The sequence below is a fragment of the Pseudomonas sp. S36 genome, from assembly GCF_016647875.1.
Taxonomy (GTDB): Bacteria; Pseudomonadota; Gammaproteobacteria; order Pseudomonadales; family Pseudomonadaceae; genus Aquipseudomonas; species Aquipseudomonas parafulva.
Map to the genome: position 1 here is coordinate 20,694 of NZ_JACVVG010000013.1, position 18,596 is coordinate 39,289.

Below are 18,596 nucleotides of genomic sequence, written 5' to 3' on the forward strand. Positions count from 1 at the left end.
CGAATGAGGGCTGACTGGTATCAATCGCGATGCGCCGCAGGTGGCGCACCGCGAGCAGCGGTCAGGCAGGCTGCTGGGTCCTCAGTTTTTCGCTGCGCCCACGCAGCCACTCCAGGGTCAGCAGCAGTACCACCGAGAACGCGATCAGCAAGGTGGCCGCCGCCGCAATGGTGGGGCTGAGGTTCTCGCGTATGCCGCTGAACATCTGCCGTGGCAGGGTCGCCTGCTCAGGCCCGGCCAGAAACAGCGTCACAACCACCTCGTCGAACGAGGTAGCAAAGGCAAACAGCGCCCCCGAAATCACGCCTGGGGCGATCAGCGGCAAGGTCACCCGACGGAATGCCAGCAGTGGCGATGCCCCCAGGCTGGCCGCCGCCCGCACCAGGTTGTGGTTGAACCCTTGCAGGGTTGCCGACACGGTGATGATGACGAACGGTACACCCAATACGGCGTGTACCAGAATCAGCGAGGTAAAGCTGTTGCCCAGGCCCAGCGGGGCGAAAAACAGGTAACTGGCCACACCGATGATCACCACCGGCACCACCATGGGCGATATCACCAGGGCCATCACCAGCGACTTGCCCGGGAAATCGCCCCGGGTCAGGCCGATGGCCGCCAGCGTACCGAACACCATGGCCAGCGCCGTGGCGGCCGGGGCAACGATGATGCTGTTCTTCAGCGCGCGCATCCACTCGGCCGAGCCGAAGAAATCCTGGTACCACTGCAGCGAGAAGCCCTGCAACGGGTACACCAGGAAACTGCCGCTGTTGAATGACAGCGGCACGATGACCAGCACAGGCAGAATCAGGAACAACAGGATCAGGCCGCAGAGAATGCGCAGGCTGTAGAACCAGACCCGCTCGACGGGTGACATGTATGGGCTCAGCATGACAAAGCTCCTCAGCTCAGGCGCAGGCGGCTGGCGCCAACCAGCCAGCTATAGATCAGGTACAACAGCACGGTCGCCAGCAACAGCAGCCCGCCAAGGGCGGTGGCCATGCCCCAGTTGATACTGGTGTTGGTGTAGAAGGCCACGAAATAGCTGACCATCTGGTCGTTCGGGCTGCCGAGCAGCGCCGGGGTGATGTAGTAGCCGATGGCAAGAATGAACACCAGCAGGCACCCGGCCCCCACACCTGCGTAGGTCTGCGGGAAGTACACCCGCCAGAAACTGGCGAACGGGTGGCAGCCCAGCGAAATGGCGGCACGCATATAGCTGGGCGAAATGCCTTTCATCACGCTGTACAGCGGCAGAATCATGAACGGCAACAGAATGTGCACCATCGAGATGTACACACCTGTACGGTTGAAAACCAGCTCCAGCGGTTGATCAATGATGCCCATGGCCATCAGCGCACTGTTGATCAGGCCGCCCGACTGCAGCAGCACGATCCACGCCGCCACACGCACCAGAATCGACGTCCAGAACGGCAGCAGTACCAGGATCATCAGCAGGTTGCTCTGCCGGGTCGGCAGGTTGGCCAGCAGGTACGCCAGGGGGTAGGCCAGCACCAGGCAGATGGCAGTGATCACCACCCCCATCCACAGTGTGCGGGTGAAGATATCCAGGTAGATGGCCTGGTCGGGGGTGGCCTTGGCCAGTTCGCCCAGGTCGTCGATACGGTGGTCGAGCGAAGCCAGCAGGTAGAACGAGGTCACCGTGCTGGTGTTACGGCGTATCGCCTGCCAGTAGGCGGGGTCGCCCCAGCGCTCGTCCAGGGTTTGCAGTGCATCCTTGTACGACGCAGGCTCGCTTTTGAACGGCAGCGCGCGTGCGGTCTTGGCCAGCAGGCTGCGATAGCCTGCCAGCTCCATGTTCAGGCGCTTGGAAAGGTCGCCCAGGGTCTGGTTCTTGCGCGACTCGGCCAGGTCCTGGCTCAGTGCCTTGTAGACGTCCTCGCCGGGCAGGCTCTTGCCGTCCCACTGGCCGATGACCTCGACCGTGCGCGGCAGGCCGCTGACCACTTCCGGGTTGCCGACGCTCTTGTACAGCAGCGCGCCGATAGGCACCAGGAACACCAGCAGAAGAAACAGCGCCAGCGGCGCGATCAACGCCTGCGCCTTCCAGCGGTTGACCCGCTCGGCGCGCTTGAGGCGCTGCTTGAGATTTGAACCTGCGCCTTCTTTGAGGGGCACTGCGATGGCCATGGCAAACTCCGCGATACGAACTGAAAATGGGGCCGCAACGCGGCCCCCTTACGCTGGTCGTTTACTTCTTCGCCGCCCAGGCGTTGAAGCGTTGCTCCAGCTGCTCGCTGTTGTCGGCCCAGAAGGCCACGTCGATCTGCACCTGGTTGGCAATGTTCTCAGGCGTGGTCGGCATGTCTTTCTTCACATCTTCGGACAGCAACTCCACAGCCTTGGAATTCGCCGGCCCGTAGGCGATGTTCTCGGAGTAGGTTTTCTGCTGCGGCGGCTGCACGCTGAAGGCGATGAACTTCTTGGCCTGCTCGATATCCTTGGCGCCCTTCGGAATGGCCCAGGCATCGAAGTCGTAGATACCGCCGTTCCACACCACCTTGAGGTTGCTTTCTTTTTGCACGGCGGCAATGCGCCCGTTGTAGGCCGAGCTCATAACCACGTCACCCGAGGCCAGGTACTGCGGCGGCTGGGCACCGGCTTCCCACCACTGGATGCTGGGCTTGAGCTCGTCGAGTTTCTTGAAGGCGCGGTCCACCCCTTCCTTGGTGCCCAGCACCTGGTAGACGTCCTTGGGTGCCACGCCGTCGGCCATCAGAGCGAATTCCAGGGTGTACTTGGCCCCTTTGCGCAGGCCGCGCTTGCCAGGGAATTTCTTGGTGTCCCAGAAATCGGCCCAGCTGGTGGGGGCCGTCTTGAGCTTGTCGGCGTTGTAGGCCAGCACCGTGGACCAGACGAAGAAGCCCACGCCACAAGGCTGGATGGCGCCGGGCACGTAATCGCCTTCGTTGCCGAACATCGCAGGGTCGAGTTCTTCGAACATGCCTTCGTCACAGCCACGGGCGAGCTCCGGCGACTCCACTTCCACCAGGTTCCAGGACACGCTCTTGGTGTCGACCATCGCCTTGACCTTGGCCATTTCACCGTTGTACTCACCGGCGACGATCTTGCCATTACCGGCCTTTTCCCACGGCTCGTAGAATGCCTTCACCTGGGCCGCCTTGTTGGCGCCCCCGAACGACACCACGGTCAGGTCTGCAGCCATGCTCTGGCCAGCGGCGAACAGCCCCAGGGCCAGGGCGGTCAGTTTCAACTGCTTGCGCATTGTTATTCTCTCCACAGTACAGGGTTGGTGCAGCAAACCTTCATTGGGCTTCGGTAACCGGGTCGAGCGCACGGGCGTGCTCCACCTCCCAGCCCAGCGGTACCACATCGCCCACGGCCAGGGCCGGGTCGAGTTCGGCAATAGGCTGCTTCACGAAGAAATCGGCCTTGCCGCAAACCTCCAGGCGCACCCGCACGTGGTCGCCCAGGTAAATGAATTCGGCCACGCGGCCAGAGAAGCGGTTGACGCAGGCTTCGCTGTGGCCGTTGAGGCGCACGCGTTCCGGGCGGATAGACAAGGTAACCGGCTCGCCCGGGCTTCCAACGTTCACCGCCAGCGCCTCAACCCGCTCACCGCGCGCCAGCTGCACCTGGCAACGGTTGCCCTCGTGGCTCAGCAGGGTGCCGTTGATGCGGTTGTTCTCACCGATGAAGTTGGCGACGAAGGTGTTGCAGGGCGCCTCGTACAGGGTGCGCGGGTCGGCGATCTGCTGGATCTGGCCCTGGTGGAATACCGCCACGCGGTCCGACATGGTCAGCGCCTCGCCCTGGTCGTGGGTCACGTACACCACAGTGACGCCAAGGCGCTGGTGGATATGCTTGATTTCCATCTGCATGTGCTCACGCAGCTGCTTGTCCAGCGCCCCCAGCGGCTCATCCATCAGCACCAGCTGCGGCTCGAACACCAGAGCCCGGGCCAGCGCCACACGCTGCTGTTGCCCACCGGACAACTGGCCAGGGTAGCGCTTGGCGAAGGCCTCCAGTTGCACCATGTTGAGCACGCGCTTGACCCGTTCGCTGATGTCGGTCTTGCTCAGGTTGCGCACCGTCAGCGGGAAGGCCAGGTTCTCGGCCACGGTCATGTGCGGGAACAGCGCGTAGTTCTGGAACACCATGCCGATGTCGCGCTTGTGCGGCGGCACGTTGTTGATGGAGCGCCCGGCCAGCTGGATTTCACCTGCGGTAGGGGTTTCGAAGCCGGCGAGCATCATCAGGCTGGTAGTCTTGCCTGAGCCAGAGGGCCCAAGCAGGGTCAGAAACTCGCCCTTGCGGATGTCCAGGTTGAGGTCTTTGACGATCAGCGACTCGCCGTCGTAGCTCTTCTGCACACCACGGAAGCTGACCAGCGTTTCGCCGGTTGCAGCGTTCGACTTCGCCTCGCTCATGCCTGCACCTTCTTGTTGGATGACTGCGTAGGCAAAAGCGTAGAAGAGTGGCAAGCACCGGGAAATCGGGGGCGCTGAGAGAATGCCATCATCCGGATGGAAGATTGTGTGTAGGGATTGCCCTACAAGGATGACGCGATTGGGACACCTGCCAGCACTGCCATCCATCCCTTGTGGGGGCGGGCGCAACCTGTGTGTCGCAATCAGACCAGCTTGTGCTCCATGGCGTACTTCACCAACTCCGCCAGGGAGTTCACTTTCAGCTTCTGCATCAGCCGCGCCTTGTGGGTGCTGATGGTCTTGCTCGACAGCGCCAGCTGCTGGGCAATGTCGTTGACGTTAGCGCCCTGGGCCAGGCGCTCGAACACTGAAAACTCCCGCTCCGACAACAGCGTATGCAGCGGCCGAGACTCGGTCAGGCCCACTTCGAAAACCATGCGGTCCGCCAGCGCCGGGTCGATGTAGCGCCCACCCCCGGCCACTCGGCGGATCGCCGCCAGCAACAGCGCCGGGTCGCTGTCCTTGGTGGCATAGCCTGCCGCCCCGGCTTTCAATGCACGCGCCGCCATCTGCGCCTCGTCATGCATCGACAGCATCAGGATTGCCGGTGGGTCCTGCAGTGCGCGGATGCGCGGGATGGCTTCCAGCCCATTGACGCCTGGCATGGAGATATCCAGCAACACCACTTCGCAGGGCGTATGCCTGAGGGTATCGAGCAACTGCTCGCCATTGCCGGCCTCGCCCGCCACCTGCATGTCCTTGGCCAGGCCGATCAACTGCTTGATGCCTTCGCGGACAATGGTGTGGTCTTCGGCCACCAGTACTCGAATCACGGTCGTTCTCCTATTCCAACGCGATGGCCACGCTCAGGCTGGTGCCCTCGCCCGGTTCACTGTGCAGCACCATGCTGCCACCCAGCATGAGCACCCGCTCGCGCATGCCTACCAGGCCAAACGAGGTGGGCCGTGGCTGGTCGCGGCAAAAACCCTGCCCGTCATCGCTCACGGTCATGCGCAATTGCCCCGCTTCACGCACCAGTTCTATTTCCACGCTGTGGGCGTTGGCGTGGCGCATCACATTGGTCAGCGCTTCCTGAAGAATACGGAACAGGCCCGTTGCCTTGGCATCGCTCAATGCTGGCAGATTATCGGGCACCTGCACCAGGCACGGGATCTGCGTGCGCGCCTCGAAGCGCCGCGCCTGCCATTCGATGGCCGACGCGATGCCTGCATCCAGAATCGGCGGGCGCAGGGCCGTGGCCACATCGCGTACCAGCTGGAACAGCTGGCTGATCAGCCGTTTCATAGTGGCCAGGCGCTCATTGAGGGCAGGGTCGAGTTCGGCAAACGCCAGCTCGCACATCGACACTTCCAGCTTCAACACCGTCAGCATCTGCCCCAGCTCGTCGTGCACTTCCCGGGCGATGCGGGCTTTTTCTTCCTCACGCACGCTCTCCAGGTGCGCGGACAATTCACGCAACTGCTCCTGGGAGCGTGCCAGGGCCAGTTCGGCCCGCTTACCCTGGGTGATATCCCACACCACCCCGTCCCACACCACCTGGCCATTGGCCAGGCGACGGGTACTGGCCTTGATGTCGGCCCAGCGCTGCTCGCCCTGGCGGGTCAGGATGCGGCCCTGCCATTGCCAGTCCTGCTCGCTGGCCAGGGCCAGGTTCTGCACGTGGTGGTAGTCGGCCCGGTCGTCGGGGTGTACCAAGGTGCGCAGCCCCATCTGCGGGTGCTGGATCTCGCTGGGTGTGTAGCCCACCAGCGCCTCGCTGCCCTCGCTGATGTACGGAAACTCCAGCCCGCCAACGGCCGGGTCGCGCTCCAGGCGGAACACCAGGCCCGGGACGTTACCGGCAATCCCCTTGAGCCTCGCCTCGCTCTCGCGCAGCGCGGCCATGGCCCGGTGGCGCTCGGTGACATCGGCAAGGTAGACCACCAGGTACTCGGCATCGCGAAAACGCAGAAAGCTCAGCGACAGCTCCACCGGGAGCAGGCTGTGATCGGCGCGCCGACACTGGGTTTCGAACTGCCCGATGCCCCCCTCGCCCGAGCGCGCGCGCTTCCACAGCTCCAGCCAGCGGTCCATGTTCAGGCCAGGCTCGAAATCGCCCAGTGGCCGGTCCAGCAGCGCCCCTTGCGCATACCCCAGCATGCGCTCGGCAGCAGGGTTGGCGTAGCGCACATGGCTGTCCCAGTTCACCCAGAGGGTGCCAACCGTGCTCTGATCGATCGCGAACTGGCTCAGCCGCGCAGCTTCATCGCGTGCATGCCGCTCCTGCAGACGTTCCCGGGTAGTCAGCAGGCTACGCTCAAGTTCGCGCTGCTGCCGCCGCTGCCACATCAGGGTGGCCAGGGCACCCAGCAGCAACATGCCCAGCAGCAAGGCCAGGTTCTGCCAGAACCCGGGCGACTCGCTCAGGCGGGGGTACCGGGGCTGCAGCCAGCGCTGGTGCAACTGCTCGAGCTGCTTGGCAGGCAACGCCTGCAAGCCACGTTCGAGCACATCGGCCAGCAGCGGCCAGTCCTGCCTCGAACCGATGCGCAGCAACTGCGGCAGGCCGATATCCCCCACCACTGCCAGCTCACCAAACTCGCTTTCACGTGACAACCGGCTCAGCTGTGCTTCATCCATCACGGCAAAACTGGCCTGCCCGCTCACCAACAGTTGGAGGGCCTCTCGCTCATCAGGCACCCCTTGCAGGTTCAGGTTCCCGTAGTTGCCCCGCAGGTAGGTCGCCAACTGGCTGGGCATGCGCACCACCACCCGCTGCGCGGCATCGAGCTTTTCAAGCTCGACCGCCATGGCGCCATTGCGCGGCCCAACGATCAGTTGTGGCACGCGCATGTACGGGTCACTGAACAGCCACAGGCGAAGGCTGGCCGGGGTTTGCGTAAGGCCCGGGGCAAAGTCGATCTCGCCCGCCTGCAAGGCGTGCTCCAGGCTGGCCTGGTCCGGGAAGTTTCGCCAGGTAAGGTCCAGGCGCAGGGCCTGGGCCAGGCTACTCACCAATTCCACGTTGGCCCCGTACAGTTGCTGCAGGCGCCGGTCGAACTGCGCGTATGGCGCCTGCAGCACCAGGCCCACCCGCAAGCTGCGATGGCTGTCCAGCCACTGCTGCTGGGCAGGTTCCAGCGCAACGGTGGGCACCGGCTCTTGCCTGGCCAGCGCGATCAGGGGGAGCCACAGGCAGCCAATCACCAACAGGCGACGCATTCGGTTCATCTACAGGCTCTTCCAGGCGAGGCGGCCATCGCGCATGGCCGTCCCGGCCAAATACCATTACGCTGCAGAAATCATTCAGGCCTTGGGTTGATACATGTCCACACTCTATCGCACGACGCTGGCAATGTGCTGCCTTGCCTCGATTCTTCCACTGGCTGCGCTGGCAGCGGATGACGAAAAGCCTGCCGCCGCCACCGAGGCAACCCGCCCCGAAGCGGTTCGCCCGCCCTTGCTGGAGCGTAGCCAGGAGGATGCCCAGGCCCTGGAGCGCTTGGTGCCCAAAGCTGAACAGGAAACCTTGCAGGCCGGCACCGACAGCTTCCTGGCCCTGTGGAAACCCGCCAACGACGCCGACCCGAAAGGGGCAGTGATCATTGTGCCCGGGGCAGGTGAAACCGCCGATTGGCCCCGTGCGGTCGGGCCACTGCGGCAGAAATTCCCGGATGTGGGCTGGCACAGTTTAAGCGTCAGCCTGCCAGACCTGTTGATAGACAGCCCCCAAGCCCGGGTCGAGGACAAACCAGCCGAGGTACCCGCCAGCCAGGACGGCCAGCGTGCCCCCGTCAAGGATGAGCCGGCCGACGCCAATGCCAATGTTGCCCAGGCCACCGCAGCCGATCCGGACACTGCACAAGGTACCGATGCCGAAGTAGCCGACCAGCAGACCGACCCCGCCGATGCCGAGCGCATCTTTGCCCGCCTGGATGCGGCCGTTGCGTTCGCCCAACAGCACAACGCCCGCAGCATCGTGCTGATCGGCCATGGCAGCGGCGCCTACTGGGCCGCCCGCTACCTCAGCGAGCGGCAGCCCCCGCAGGTACAAAAGCTGGTGATGGTGGCCGCGCAGACACCGGCACGGGTCGAGCATGACCTGGAGAGCCTGGCACCAACGCTGAAAGTGCCAACGGCTGACATCTACTATGCCACCCGCAGCGCCGACCGCGCCGCAGCCGCGCAGCGCCTGCAAGCCAGCAAGCGGCAAAAGGACAGCCAGTATCGCCAGCTGTCGCTGATCGCCATGCCAGGCAACCAGGCTGCGGAGCAGGAACAATTGTTCCGCCGGGTGCGCGGCTGGATGAGCCCGCAAGGGTGACGCTTCAAATACCCCGCCGCTTGCGGATCATCGCATAGGCCTGGTGTAATTCGCGGGTGCGCTCGGTGGCCTCGCGCAACTGCGCCTCGCTGGCCCCCGTGCCAGCCAGCTTGTCAGGGTGGTGGCGGCTTACCAGGCGGCGATAGGCCTGCTTGATCACGGCGCCGTCGGTATCGGCCTCCACCGCCAGCAAGCGCATCGCTGCCGCATAGGTCATGCCCACGCCCGCCATGCCAGCGGTTTTGCGCGGCTCGTACTCTTGTGACATTGCCTGCACCTGGCGGCGGCTCATGCCCAGCTTGTGCCCCCAGTCCAGCAGCAGTTCACGCTCCTTGTTGCCCATCCTGCCGTCAGCCCAGACCATGCGCCAGCTGGCGCGCATGGTACCCTCCGCCGCATGCGGCTGCTGGCGGATGCGACGCAAGTAGGCGCCCAGCCGATCCTTGCCGGCCTTGCCGCGGTTGAACGCCTCGATTGCCCGCAGGCGCGCAGGCTCGTCCAGGTTCAGGCGCACCATCTCCTGCCGGGCCTGCTGGATATGCTGCTCGGCGACACGGCCGTCACACTTGGCCAGGCGCCCCAGCAAGACAAACAGCAGTTCCTCGTCACGCAGCGCAGGCCGCCCGCCGAGGCGTTCACGCACATCTTCCCAACCTTGCAGGCGCATATGGCGGTCCATCACCTGGCCGAGCAAGGCCCCCAGCAGGGCACCAGGAATGCTGGCGATGGCAAAGCCGGCACCGGCGCCAATCAACGTACCAGGCCACCACATGTCAGGCGTGCTCGCCAAGCAGGCGCTCGGCCTCGGCCAGGCGCTCCAGGGTGCCTACGTCCACCCACCGGCCCGCGTGGCGCTCACCGCTGACCTTGCCGGCAGCTATGGCCTGGCGCAGCAGTGGCGCGAGCTTGAATGCGCCAGGCTGGCAACCGTCGAACAGTGATGGGTGCAGCAGGGAAATGCCGCTGAAGGTCAGGGTGCCTGGGGCGCTATCCCCGTCGAGGACCTGGCCGTCGACCAGGCGAAAATCGCCGTGGCCGTGATGGCTGGGGTTGTCGACCAGCACCAGATGGGCCAGGCCCTGCAACGGGCATTGCAACCGGGAAAAATCGTAGTCGGTCCAGATATCACCGTTTACCAGCACAAAGGGTTCATCGCCCAGCAAAGGCAACGCCTTGAAGATACCGCCACCGGTTTCCAGGGGCTCGCCCTCGGCGGAGTAGCGGATATGCAGGCCAAAGCGGCTGCCATCACCCAGATGGCGTTCGATCTGCTGGCCGAGCCAGGCATGGTTGATCACCACATCGGTAATGCCCGCAGCGGCCAGTGCCTGCAGGTGGTATTCGATCAATGGCCGCCCGGCAAGCGGCACCAGCGGCTTGGGCGTGTGCAGGGTCAAGGGGCGCATGCGCTCGCCCTTGCCTGCCGCCAGAATCATGGCTTTCATGCACGTGCTCCCGCCTGTAGCCCGGCGATCAATTCACCCAGCTCGGCCAGTTCGGGACGGCGGGTGATCACCTCTTTTATATAGGCGAAAAAGCGCGGTACATCGCCCAGGTAACGTGGCTTGCCATCGCGGTGGCAGATGCGGGCAAAAATGCCGATCACTTTCAGGTGGCGCTGCACGCCCATCAGGTCGCTGGCACGCTGGAAGGTGTCGAAATCGGCCTGTACCGGAATGCCGGCGGCCTTGGCCTTTTGCCAGTAGTCACGCAGCCAGCCTTGAACCCGGGCCTGTGGCCAGCTGACGAAGGCATCCTTGAACAGGCAAGTGATGTCGTAGGTGACAGGGCCATACACGGCATCCTGGAAGTCCAGCACCCCTGGGTTTGGTGCGCTTTGCATCAGATTGCGCGGCATGTAGTCGCGGTGCACCAGCACCTTGGGCTGCGCCAGGGCGCTGTCGATCAGCAGTTGGCTGCAGCGCTGCCAGGCAGCGGCCTGCTGTTCATCGAAGGCCCGGCCAAGTTCGTGGCCCACATACCACTGGTGGAACAGCTCGACCTCACGGCGCAGCAAGGCTTCGTCGTAGCTGGGCAGTGCAGCCTCCATCGGCAGGCGCTGCACGGCCAGCAGGGCGTCGATGGCATCGGCGAACAAGGCGTCGGCATTGTCGGCATCGATGATGTCCAGGTAGGTCTGGCGGCCCATGTCACCCAGCAGCAGGAAGCCTCGCTCCAGGTCCTGGGCGTGGATGAGTGGCACGTGCACCCCGCCACTGGCGAGCAGGTGGTCGATGGCGACGAACGGTCGGCAATCTTCCTGCGGGGGCGGGGCATCCATCACCACAAAACTGTGCCCTGCACCTTCCCAGCGGAAGTAGCGGCGGAAGCTGGCATCACTGCTGGCTGGGGTCAGGCTGCCTGCTGGCACCTCGCCCCAGGCGTTGTTGCGGAAAAGATCCTCGAGCTGCTCGTGGAGCCACACCGTCAGTTGTTGCAGGCGTACATCGTGTTCAGGCATTACAAGGGTCTCCGACGGCCCTAGCCGTCAAGCGGGTCATGCTTTATTATCCAGCATCTTTTTCAGACCATCGAGAGGCGTGCGGCCCCACACGCGGGCAGATGGCACGCAGGAAGCCCGGACTAATAAGATGGCATTGAAATCCCCCGCGTTTCGTAGAAAGTTTCCGTTGCTGGTCACCGGCGGTCTGCTGGCCCTGCAACCTCTAGCCATGTCGCACGTCGTGGCAGCCGAACAATTCGACTGCCAAGTGTCCGCCTCCGGTGGTTGGGACTGCAAGCCCAAGGCTCAGGTCAACAACCTGCCGCCACGGCCGGTGCACGAGGGTGCTGCTGTCAGCGCCGGCACCGGTGGCGAAGCCGCCGGCGAGGCGCAAGCCGCCGACCGCCCGACGCTGGTTACCGAGGCCAAGGGCCGCGGCCTGAAGTCGCGCAGCGAAGACTACAGCCACCTGGACTGGGTCCCGCGTGACAAGCTCACCGCTGCTCAGCTGGCCGAAACCGGCCCGTATTGCGGTGGCGCCTATATCGAGCCAACCCGCCCAGGCATGGCCGACACCACGCCCAAGGACGAGTCGCCTACCTACATCAACGCCAAGGTGTCCAAGTACCAGCAGGAGCAGCAGATTGCTACCCTCGCCGGCAACGTGGTAATGCGCCAGGGCAGCATGCAGGCCGAGGCCGACGAAGCCAACCTCTACCAGACCGAAAACCGTGGCGAGCTCAAGGGTAACGTCAAGATCCGCGACAACGGTTCGCTGGTGGTGGGTGACCAGGCACAAATCCAGCTCGACACCGGCGAAGCCCAGGTCGACAACGCTGAATACGTGATGCACAAGTCGCACATTCGCGGCAGTGCCCTCTACGCCAAACGCGGTGAAAACGCGATCATCCGCCTCAAGGATGGTACGTACACCACCTGTGAACCGGGCAGCAACGCCTGGCAGCTCAAGGGCAACAACATCACCCTGAACCCGGCCACCGGTTTCGGTACCGCGACCAACGTCACCCTGCGGGTCAAGGATTTCCCGGTGTTCTACACACCGTACATCTACTTCCCGATCGACGACCGTCGCCAGTCCGGCTTCCTGCCGCCATCGTTCAGCACCAGCAGCGACACTGGCTTCATGCTGGTAACGCCGTACTACTTCAACCTGGCACCCAACTACGATGCCACGTTGTACCCGCGCTACATGACCAAGCGCGGCCTGCTGATGGAAGGCGAATTCCGCTACCTGACCCCTTCGAGCGAAGGCCAGTTCGGCGGCGCCTACCTCAACGACAAGAGCGACGAGCGCAAAGACCAGACTGATTACAAGGATCAGCGCTGGATGGTCAACTGGCAGCACAAGGGCGGCCTGGACGAGCGCCTGATGACCGAGGTGAACTACACCGACATCAGCGACCCGTTCTACTTCCAGGACCTGGAATCCGACCAGATCGGCGTCGACAACAAGGACTTCCTCGATCAGCAAGGTGCGCTCACCTACCGCGGCGACAGCTACACCGCCCGGTTGAACGTACACGCCTACGAGGCGGCCACCATTTCGCAGATCACGCCGTACGACCGCCTGCCGCAGATCACCTTCAATGGTGTGCTGCCTTATCAGCCGGGCGGGCTGAACATGGCGTATGAAACCGAAGCGGTGCGTTTTGAGCGTGACTTGAAGAAAGGCACGGTGTTCGACAAGGATGGCAACCTCGACCTGACAGCAGGGGCCGACGGCCGTCGTCTTGACGAGAACATCACCGGCATACAGCGCGCCAACGGCACACGCCTGAACGTTGCGCCGTCGATCAGCTACCCGATGCAGGCCAGCTACGGCTACCTGACGCCGAAGCTGAAGTACGCCTACACCCAGTACGATCTTGACTTGGACGGCCGAGGCAAGACCACCGCTGCCGAGCAGTACGCTGCAGATCCGAGCGTTTACGGCGACTACAGCAGCTCGGTGAACCGCAGCGTACCGATCTTCAGCGTCGACAGCGGCCTGTACTTCGACCGCAACACCTCGCTGTTTGGCACCAACTACAAGCAGACCCTTGAGCCGCGCCTGTTCTACCTGAACGTCCCGTACAAGGACCAGAAGGACATCCCGCTGTTCGACACCAGCGAAACCCTGTTCAGCTACGACTCGCTGTTCCGCGACAACCGCTTCAGCGGTACCGATCGCATCGGCGACGAGAACAAGCTGTCGCTGGGTGTCACTACCCGCTGGATCGAGGACAACGGCTTCGAGCGCCAGAACTTCAGTATCGGCCAGGCTTACTACTTCAAGGACCGCAAGGTTCAGTTGCCAGGCATCGATTACAAGAACCGTCGCTACGCGCAGGCCAATACCTCGCCGTACGCGCTGGTGTACAACTACTACTTCAACCGCGATTGGCGCTTCAACTCGGACCTCAACTGGGACCAGGACAGCCACACCACCCGCTCGGGCAGTGCCATGTTCCACTACCAGCCTGAAGACAACCCGAACAAGGTGGTCAACCTGGGTTACCGCTACCGCAACGACACCGTTGCCTTCGACTCCAGCACCGGTACGTGGAAAGTGGACGGGGGCGACTACGGCACCCCGGGTAGCCCGAACTACATCAAGGACTACTACAAGATCCAGCAGCATGACTTCTCGGTCATCTGGCCGATCGTCCCGCAGTGGAGCGTCATCGCTCGCTGGCAGCATGACTACAACCGCAACCGTACCCTGGAAGCCATGGGCGGTTTCGAATATGACAACTGCTGCTGGAAACTGCGCCTGATCAACCGCTACTGGCTCGACTTCGACGACTACAGCCAGGCATTGCCGCAGAACGAAAAAGGCGACCATGGTGTATTCCTCCAGATCGTCCTGAAAGGTCTGGGCGGCGTGGTTGGCAACAAGGTCGAATCTTTCCTCGACAAAGGCATTCAAGGTTATCGTGAACGTGAAGACCAAGCTTATTGATCGACTGCGCCCAGTGCTGCTGGGCGTCGCTTTGCTGAGTGGCGCAGTACATGCTGCGGTGCAGCCGCTTGATCGTGTGGTAGCCATCGTTGACAACGACGTGGTGATGCAAAGCCAGCTGGACCAGCGTGTCCGCGAGGTCCAGCAAACCATCGCCAAGCGCGGCGGCGGCGTGCCGCCCACCGGTGCCCTGGAACAGCAGGTACTGGAACGCCTGATCGTCGAGAACCTGCAATTGCAGATCGGCGAGCGTTCCGGCATCCGCATCACTGACGAAGAGCTCAACCAGGCCATCGGCACCATTGCCCAGCGCAATGGCATGTCGCTGGACCAGTTCCGTGCGGCCTTGGCCCACGACGGCCTGTCGTTTGACGACGCCCGTGAACAGGTCAAGCGCGAGATGATCATCAGCCGCGTGCGTCAGCGCCGTGTGGCCGAGCGCATTCAGGTTTCCGAGCAAGAAGTGAAAAACTTCCTGAATTCGGACCTGGGTAAGATGCAGATGTCCGAAGAGTACCGCCTGGCCAACATCCTCATCCCCACCCCTGAAGCGGCCAACTCCCAGGCCATCCAGGCAGCCGCCCGTCAGGTCGGCGATGTGTACCAGCAGCTCAAGCAGGGCGCGGACTTCGGCCAGATGGCCATTGCCCGCTCCGCCAGCGAGAACGCACTGGAAGGCGGCGAGATGGGCTGGCGCAATGCGGGGCAACTGCCACCGGACTTTGCCAAGATGCTGAGCAGCATGGCAGTCGGTGATATCACCCAGCCCATCCGCATCCCCAATGGCTTCATCATCCTCAAGCTCGAGGAAAAACGCGGCGGTAGCCAGAACGTGCTGCGCGATGAAGTGCACGTGCGCCACATTCTGATCAAGCCAAGTGAGGTGCGCAGCGAAGCGGCCACCGAACAACTGGCCGAGAAGATCTACGAACGCATCAACAACGGCGAAGACTTTGCCACCCTGGCCAAGAGCTTCTCGGAAGACCCGGGCTCGGCGCTCAACGGTGGCGACCTCAACTGGGTTGACCCGAACAGCCTGGTACCGGAGTTCCGTGAGCAGATGGCCAACGCCCAGCAAGGCGTAGTGACCAAACCGTTCAAGACCCAGTACGGCTGGCATGTCATGGAAGTGCTGGGCCGTCGTGCCACCGACAGCACCGAACAGGCACGCGAGCAGCAGGCCATGACCGTTTTGCGTAACCGCAAATACGACGAAGAGCTGCAAACCTGGCTGCGCCAGATTCGCGACGAAGCCTACGTTGAAATCAAGCTGCCTGGCGCTGACCAGGCCGCCCAGTGAAGCCACTGCGCTTCGCCGTCACCCCCGGCGAGCCAGCGGGCATAGGCCCCGACCTGTGCCTGCTGCTCGCCGCAGACGCCCAGCCCCACCCCCTGATTGCCATCACCAGCCGTGACCTGCTCGCCGAGCGGGCCACCCAGCTGGGGCTGGCGGTCGACCTGCTGCCGGTAGGGCCACAGCAGTGGCCGGACCAGCCCGCGCCAGCAGGCAGTCTCTATGTGTGGGACACGCCATTGGCGGCCCCGGTAGTGGCGGGCCAACTGGACAACGCCAACGCGGCGTTCGTCCTGCAAACCCTCACCCGCGCGGGCCAGGGCTGCCTGGACCAACATTTTGCCGGCATGATCACCGCGCCGGTGCACAAGGGCGTCATCAACGAAAGTGGCATCGCCTTCTCTGGGCACACTGAGTTTCTGGCCGAACTGACCCACACCGAGCAGGTGGTGATGATGCTGGCCACCCATGGCCTGCGCGTTGCCCTGGTGACCACCCACCTGCCCCTGCGCGATATCGCCGACGCCATCACCGCCGAGCGTCTTGAGCGGGTTACACGCATCCTGCATGCAGACATGCGTAACAAGTTCGGCATCCCCCACCCTCGCATCCTGGTATGCGGCCTCAACCCCCATGCGGGTGAAGGTGGCCATCTGGGCCGCGAGGAAATCGACATTATCGAGCCGGCCCTGGCCCGCCTGCGCGCCGAAGGCATGGACCTGCGCGGGCCATTGCCAGCCGATACCCTGTTTACCCCCAAATATCTGGAGCACTGCGATGCGGTGCTGGCGATGTATCACGACCAGGGCCTGCCCGTACTCAAGTACAAGGGCTTTGGCGCGGCGGTCAACGTGACCCTGGGGCTGCCCATCATCCGTACCTCGGTTGACCACGGCACTGCCCTGGACCTCGCTGGCACCGGCAACATCGACACCGGCAGCCTGCGCGTTGCGCTGCAAACTGCCTACCAGATGGCCGAGAACCGACCATGAACGAGCAATACCAACACCGGGCGCGCAAGCGCTTCGGTCAGAACTTCCTGCACGACGCAGGCATCATCGACCGCATCCTGCGGGCTATCAACGCCAAGGCTGGCGAGCACCTGCTGGAGATCGGCCCGGGCCAGGGCGCCCTCACCGAGGGGCTGCTGGGCAGTGGCGCGCAACTGGACGTGGTGGAACTGGACAAGGACCTTGTGCCGATCCTGCAGCACAAGTTCGCGGATCGCGGCAACTTCCGCCTGCACCAGGGCGACGCCCTGAAGTTCGACTTCAACCAGCTGGGAGTCCCCCCACGCAGCCTGAAAGTGGTCGGCAACCTGCCCTACAACATCTCGACGCCCCTGATCTTCCATTTGCTCAGCCATGCCGGGCTGATCCGCGACATGCATTTCATGCTGCAAAAGGAAGTGGTCGAGCGCATGGCTGCAGGCCCCGGCGGGGGAGATTGGGGCCGCCTGTCGATCATGGTGCAGTACCACTGCCGGGTCGAACACCTGTTCAACGTTGGCCCAGGCGCCTTTAACCCGCCGCCCAAGGTGGACTCCGCCATCGTGCGCCTGGTACCCCACGAAGTGCTGCCACATCCTGCGAAGGATGCGCGCCTGCTGGAGCAGGTGGTACGCGAGGCGTTCAACCAGCGCCGCAAAACCCTGCGCAACACCATGAAGGGCTTGCTCGACAGCCAGGCCATCGAAGCGGCTGGCGTGGACGGCAGCCTGCGGCCCGAGCAGCTTGACCTGGCAGCCTTCGTGCGCCTGGCTGACCAATTGGCAGACCAGCAAGCCTGACCTCAGCGCGACCATTGGGCATCTGCTCAATCCGCATGCCGAGCGGCGCAGGGCCAGTGCTGGCCCTGTGCACCATCAATGGCCTAGACTGCATCATTGCGTCAGTTCGCCCAAGGCCCTTGCATGACCGACCCCCGCTATCAGATCGACGTCAGCGTCGTGACCCGCTATCTCAAAGAACAATCCGACCCGGATAACAGCCGTTTCGCCTTCGCCTACACCATTACGGTGCAGAACAACGGCTCACTCAAAGCCAAGCTGCTGTCACGCCACTGGCTGATCACCAATGGTGATGGTGAAGTGGAGGAAGTGCGCGGCGCCGGCGTGGTCGGGCAGCAACCCAACATCGACCCGGGCCAGAGCCATACCTACAGCAGCGGCGCGGTGATCAGCACCCGCGTCGGCACCATGCAGGGCAGTTACCAGATGTTCGCCGAAGACGGCAAACGTTTCGATGCCACCATCGCGCCTTTCCGCTTGGCTGTACCCGGGGCATTGCACTGATGGCTACCTATGCCGTCGGCGATCTGCAAGGCTGCCTGGAACCGCTGAAATGCCTGTTGGACCGGGTGAAATTCAACCCAAGTGTCGACCGCCTTTGGCTGGTGGGCGACCTGGTGAACCGCGGCCCGGAATCTCTCGAAACCTTGCGCTTTCTGTACGCCATGCGCGAGTCGCTGGTGTGCGTACTCGGCAACCATGACCTGCACCTGCTGGCCGCATGGCACAACGTCGAGCGCTTGAAAAAAAGCGACACGCTGCGTGAGGTCATCGAGGCGCCCGATGCCGATCAGCTGTTCGACTGGCTGCGCCAGCAAAAGCTGCTGCATTACGATGAAGCACGCGGCATCGCGCTGGTTCATGCGGGCATCCCCCCGCAGTGGACGCTGGGCAAAGCCCTTGAGTTGGCGGCAGAGGTGGAAGCGGTGCTGCGCGATGACAACCGCCTGCAGCTTTATCTGGACGGCATGTACGGCAACGAGCCGAACAAGTGGAGCAAGAACCTTGCGGATGTCGAACGCCTGAGGGTGATCACCAACTGCCTCACACGCATGCGCTTCTGCACGGCCGAGGGCAAGCTGGACCTCAAGAGCAAGGAAGGCCTGGAAACAGCACCCAAGGGCTTCAAACCCTGGTATGCCCACAAGGGCCGGCGCTCGCGCCACGTGAAGATCATCTTTGGCCACTGGGCCGCCTTGCAGGGCCAGGTCGACGAACCTGGCATCATCGCGCTGGACACCGGTTGCGTATGGGGTGGCGCCATGACCCTGTACAACGTCGACAGTGGCGAATATCACCATTGCGACTGTGGCGAAGGCGGCACCCTGCGCTCAGCGGCGCACCCAACTACACTGAACGATCAGACTTGAAGGAA

The 18,596-nt window shown here is 63.4% G+C and carries 16 protein-coding genes; 7 read left to right on the forward strand and 9 right to left on the reverse strand.

The window, feature by feature from the left end:
• Positions 1-61: 61 nt before the first annotated feature.
• From IAE36_RS09720 to IAE36_RS09745, 6 genes are all read right to left on the reverse strand, one after another.
• Positions 62-889, reverse strand: coding sequence for an ABC transporter permease (locus IAE36_RS09720; protein WP_028633527.1), 828 nt, complete (start codon positions 887-889; stop codon positions 62-64).
• Positions 890-900: 11 nt separating this feature from the next.
• A complete protein-coding gene (locus IAE36_RS09725; RefSeq protein ID WP_028633528.1) occupies positions 901-2,148 on the reverse strand; it encodes an ABC transporter permease in 1,248 nt (415 codons plus the stop codon).
• A gap of 61 nt (positions 2,149-2,209) precedes the next feature.
• A complete protein-coding gene (locus IAE36_RS09730) occupies positions 2,210-3,244 on the reverse strand; it encodes an ABC transporter substrate-binding protein (protein WP_201212072.1) in 1,035 nt (344 codons plus the stop codon).
• A gap of 40 nt (positions 3,245-3,284) precedes the next feature.
• Entirely contained in the window at positions 3,285-4,409 is a 1,125-nt protein-coding gene (locus IAE36_RS09735) for an ABC transporter ATP-binding protein (RefSeq protein WP_201212074.1), read from the reverse strand.
• 203 nt (positions 4,410-4,612) lie between these two features.
• Positions 4,613-5,242: a response regulator gene (locus IAE36_RS09740; protein WP_028633531.1), complete on the reverse strand. Its 630-nt coding sequence runs from the start codon at positions 5,240-5,242 to the stop codon at positions 4,613-4,615.
• A 10-nt stretch (positions 5,243-5,252) separates the two neighbouring features.
• Positions 5,253-7,640 carry a PAS domain-containing sensor histidine kinase gene (locus tag IAE36_RS09745; RefSeq protein ID WP_201212076.1) on the reverse strand — a complete coding sequence of 796 codons (2,388 nt, stop codon included), beginning with the start codon at positions 7,638-7,640 and terminating at the stop codon, positions 5,253-5,255.
• Between the two features lie 94 nt (positions 7,641-7,734).
• Here IAE36_RS09745 and IAE36_RS09750 point away from each other — a divergent pair, with 94 nt between their 5' ends.
• On the forward strand, positions 7,735-8,733 hold the full coding sequence (locus tag IAE36_RS09750; RefSeq protein WP_201212078.1) for an alpha/beta hydrolase family protein: 999 nt from the start codon (positions 7,735-7,737) through the stop codon (positions 8,731-8,733).
• A 4-nt stretch (positions 8,734-8,737) separates the two neighbouring features.
• On the opposite strand, the gene IAE36_RS09755 is transcribed toward IAE36_RS09750, so the two are convergent.
• Genes IAE36_RS09755 through IAE36_RS09765 form a run of 3 tightly spaced genes read right to left on the reverse strand, consistent with a single transcriptional unit; the run spans position 8,738 to position 11,194 of the window.
• The gene (locus IAE36_RS09755) at positions 8,738-9,505 is read right to left on the reverse strand and encodes a TerB family tellurite resistance protein (protein WP_028633534.1); all 768 of its coding nucleotides are present in this window, start codon (positions 9,503-9,505) and stop codon (positions 8,738-8,740) included.
• A 1-nt stretch (position 9,506) separates the two neighbouring features.
• Positions 9,507-10,178, reverse strand: a complete 672-nt coding sequence (gene murU, locus IAE36_RS09760) for an N-acetylmuramate alpha-1-phosphate uridylyltransferase MurU (RefSeq protein ID WP_201212080.1) — start codon at positions 10,176-10,178, stop codon at positions 9,507-9,509.
• Positions 10,175-11,194: an aminoglycoside phosphotransferase family protein gene (locus IAE36_RS09765; RefSeq protein WP_201212081.1), complete on the reverse strand. Its 1,020-nt coding sequence runs from the start codon at positions 11,192-11,194 to the stop codon at positions 10,175-10,177. Before IAE36_RS09765 ends, murU begins: the two co-directional genes overlap by 4 nt.
• A 130-nt stretch (positions 11,195-11,324) precedes the next feature.
• On the opposite strand from IAE36_RS09765, the gene IAE36_RS09770 reads away from it, so the two are divergent.
• The 6 genes from IAE36_RS09770 (at position 11,325) to IAE36_RS09795 (ending at position 18,591) form a co-directional block, all read left to right on the forward strand.
• Positions 11,325-14,138 (forward strand): LPS-assembly protein LptD, encoded by a 2,814-nt coding sequence (locus IAE36_RS09770; RefSeq protein WP_201212082.1) that lies wholly within the window; start codon positions 11,325-11,327, stop codon positions 14,136-14,138.
• Positions 14,119-15,438 carry a peptidylprolyl isomerase SurA gene (surA, locus tag IAE36_RS09775; protein WP_201212083.1) on the forward strand — a complete coding sequence of 440 codons (1,320 nt, stop codon included), beginning with the start codon at positions 14,119-14,121 and terminating at the stop codon, positions 15,436-15,438. Before IAE36_RS09770 ends, surA begins: the two co-directional genes overlap by 20 nt.
• Positions 15,435-16,424 carry a 4-hydroxythreonine-4-phosphate dehydrogenase PdxA gene (gene pdxA / locus IAE36_RS09780; protein ID WP_201212084.1) on the forward strand — a complete coding sequence of 330 codons (990 nt, stop codon included), beginning with the start codon at positions 15,435-15,437 and terminating at the stop codon, positions 16,422-16,424. The genes surA and pdxA overlap by 4 nt, the downstream gene beginning before the upstream one ends.
• Complete coding sequence (gene rsmA, locus IAE36_RS09785; protein ID WP_028633540.1) at positions 16,421-17,221, forward strand: 16S rRNA (adenine(1518)-N(6)/adenine(1519)-N(6))-dimethyltransferase RsmA; 801 nt, start codon at positions 16,421-16,423, stop codon at positions 17,219-17,221. Before pdxA ends, rsmA begins: the two co-directional genes overlap by 4 nt.
• 123 nt (positions 17,222-17,344) lie before the next feature.
• On the forward strand, positions 17,345-17,725 hold the full coding sequence (apaG, locus tag IAE36_RS09790; RefSeq protein WP_201212085.1) for a Co2+/Mg2+ efflux protein ApaG: 381 nt from the start codon (positions 17,345-17,347) through the stop codon (positions 17,723-17,725).
• A complete protein-coding gene (locus tag IAE36_RS09795) occupies positions 17,725-18,591 on the forward strand; it encodes a symmetrical bis(5'-nucleosyl)-tetraphosphatase (RefSeq protein ID WP_201212087.1) in 867 nt (288 codons plus the stop codon). The genes apaG and IAE36_RS09795 overlap by 1 nt, the downstream gene beginning before the upstream one ends.
• The last annotated feature ends 5 nt before the right edge of the window (positions 18,592-18,596 follow it).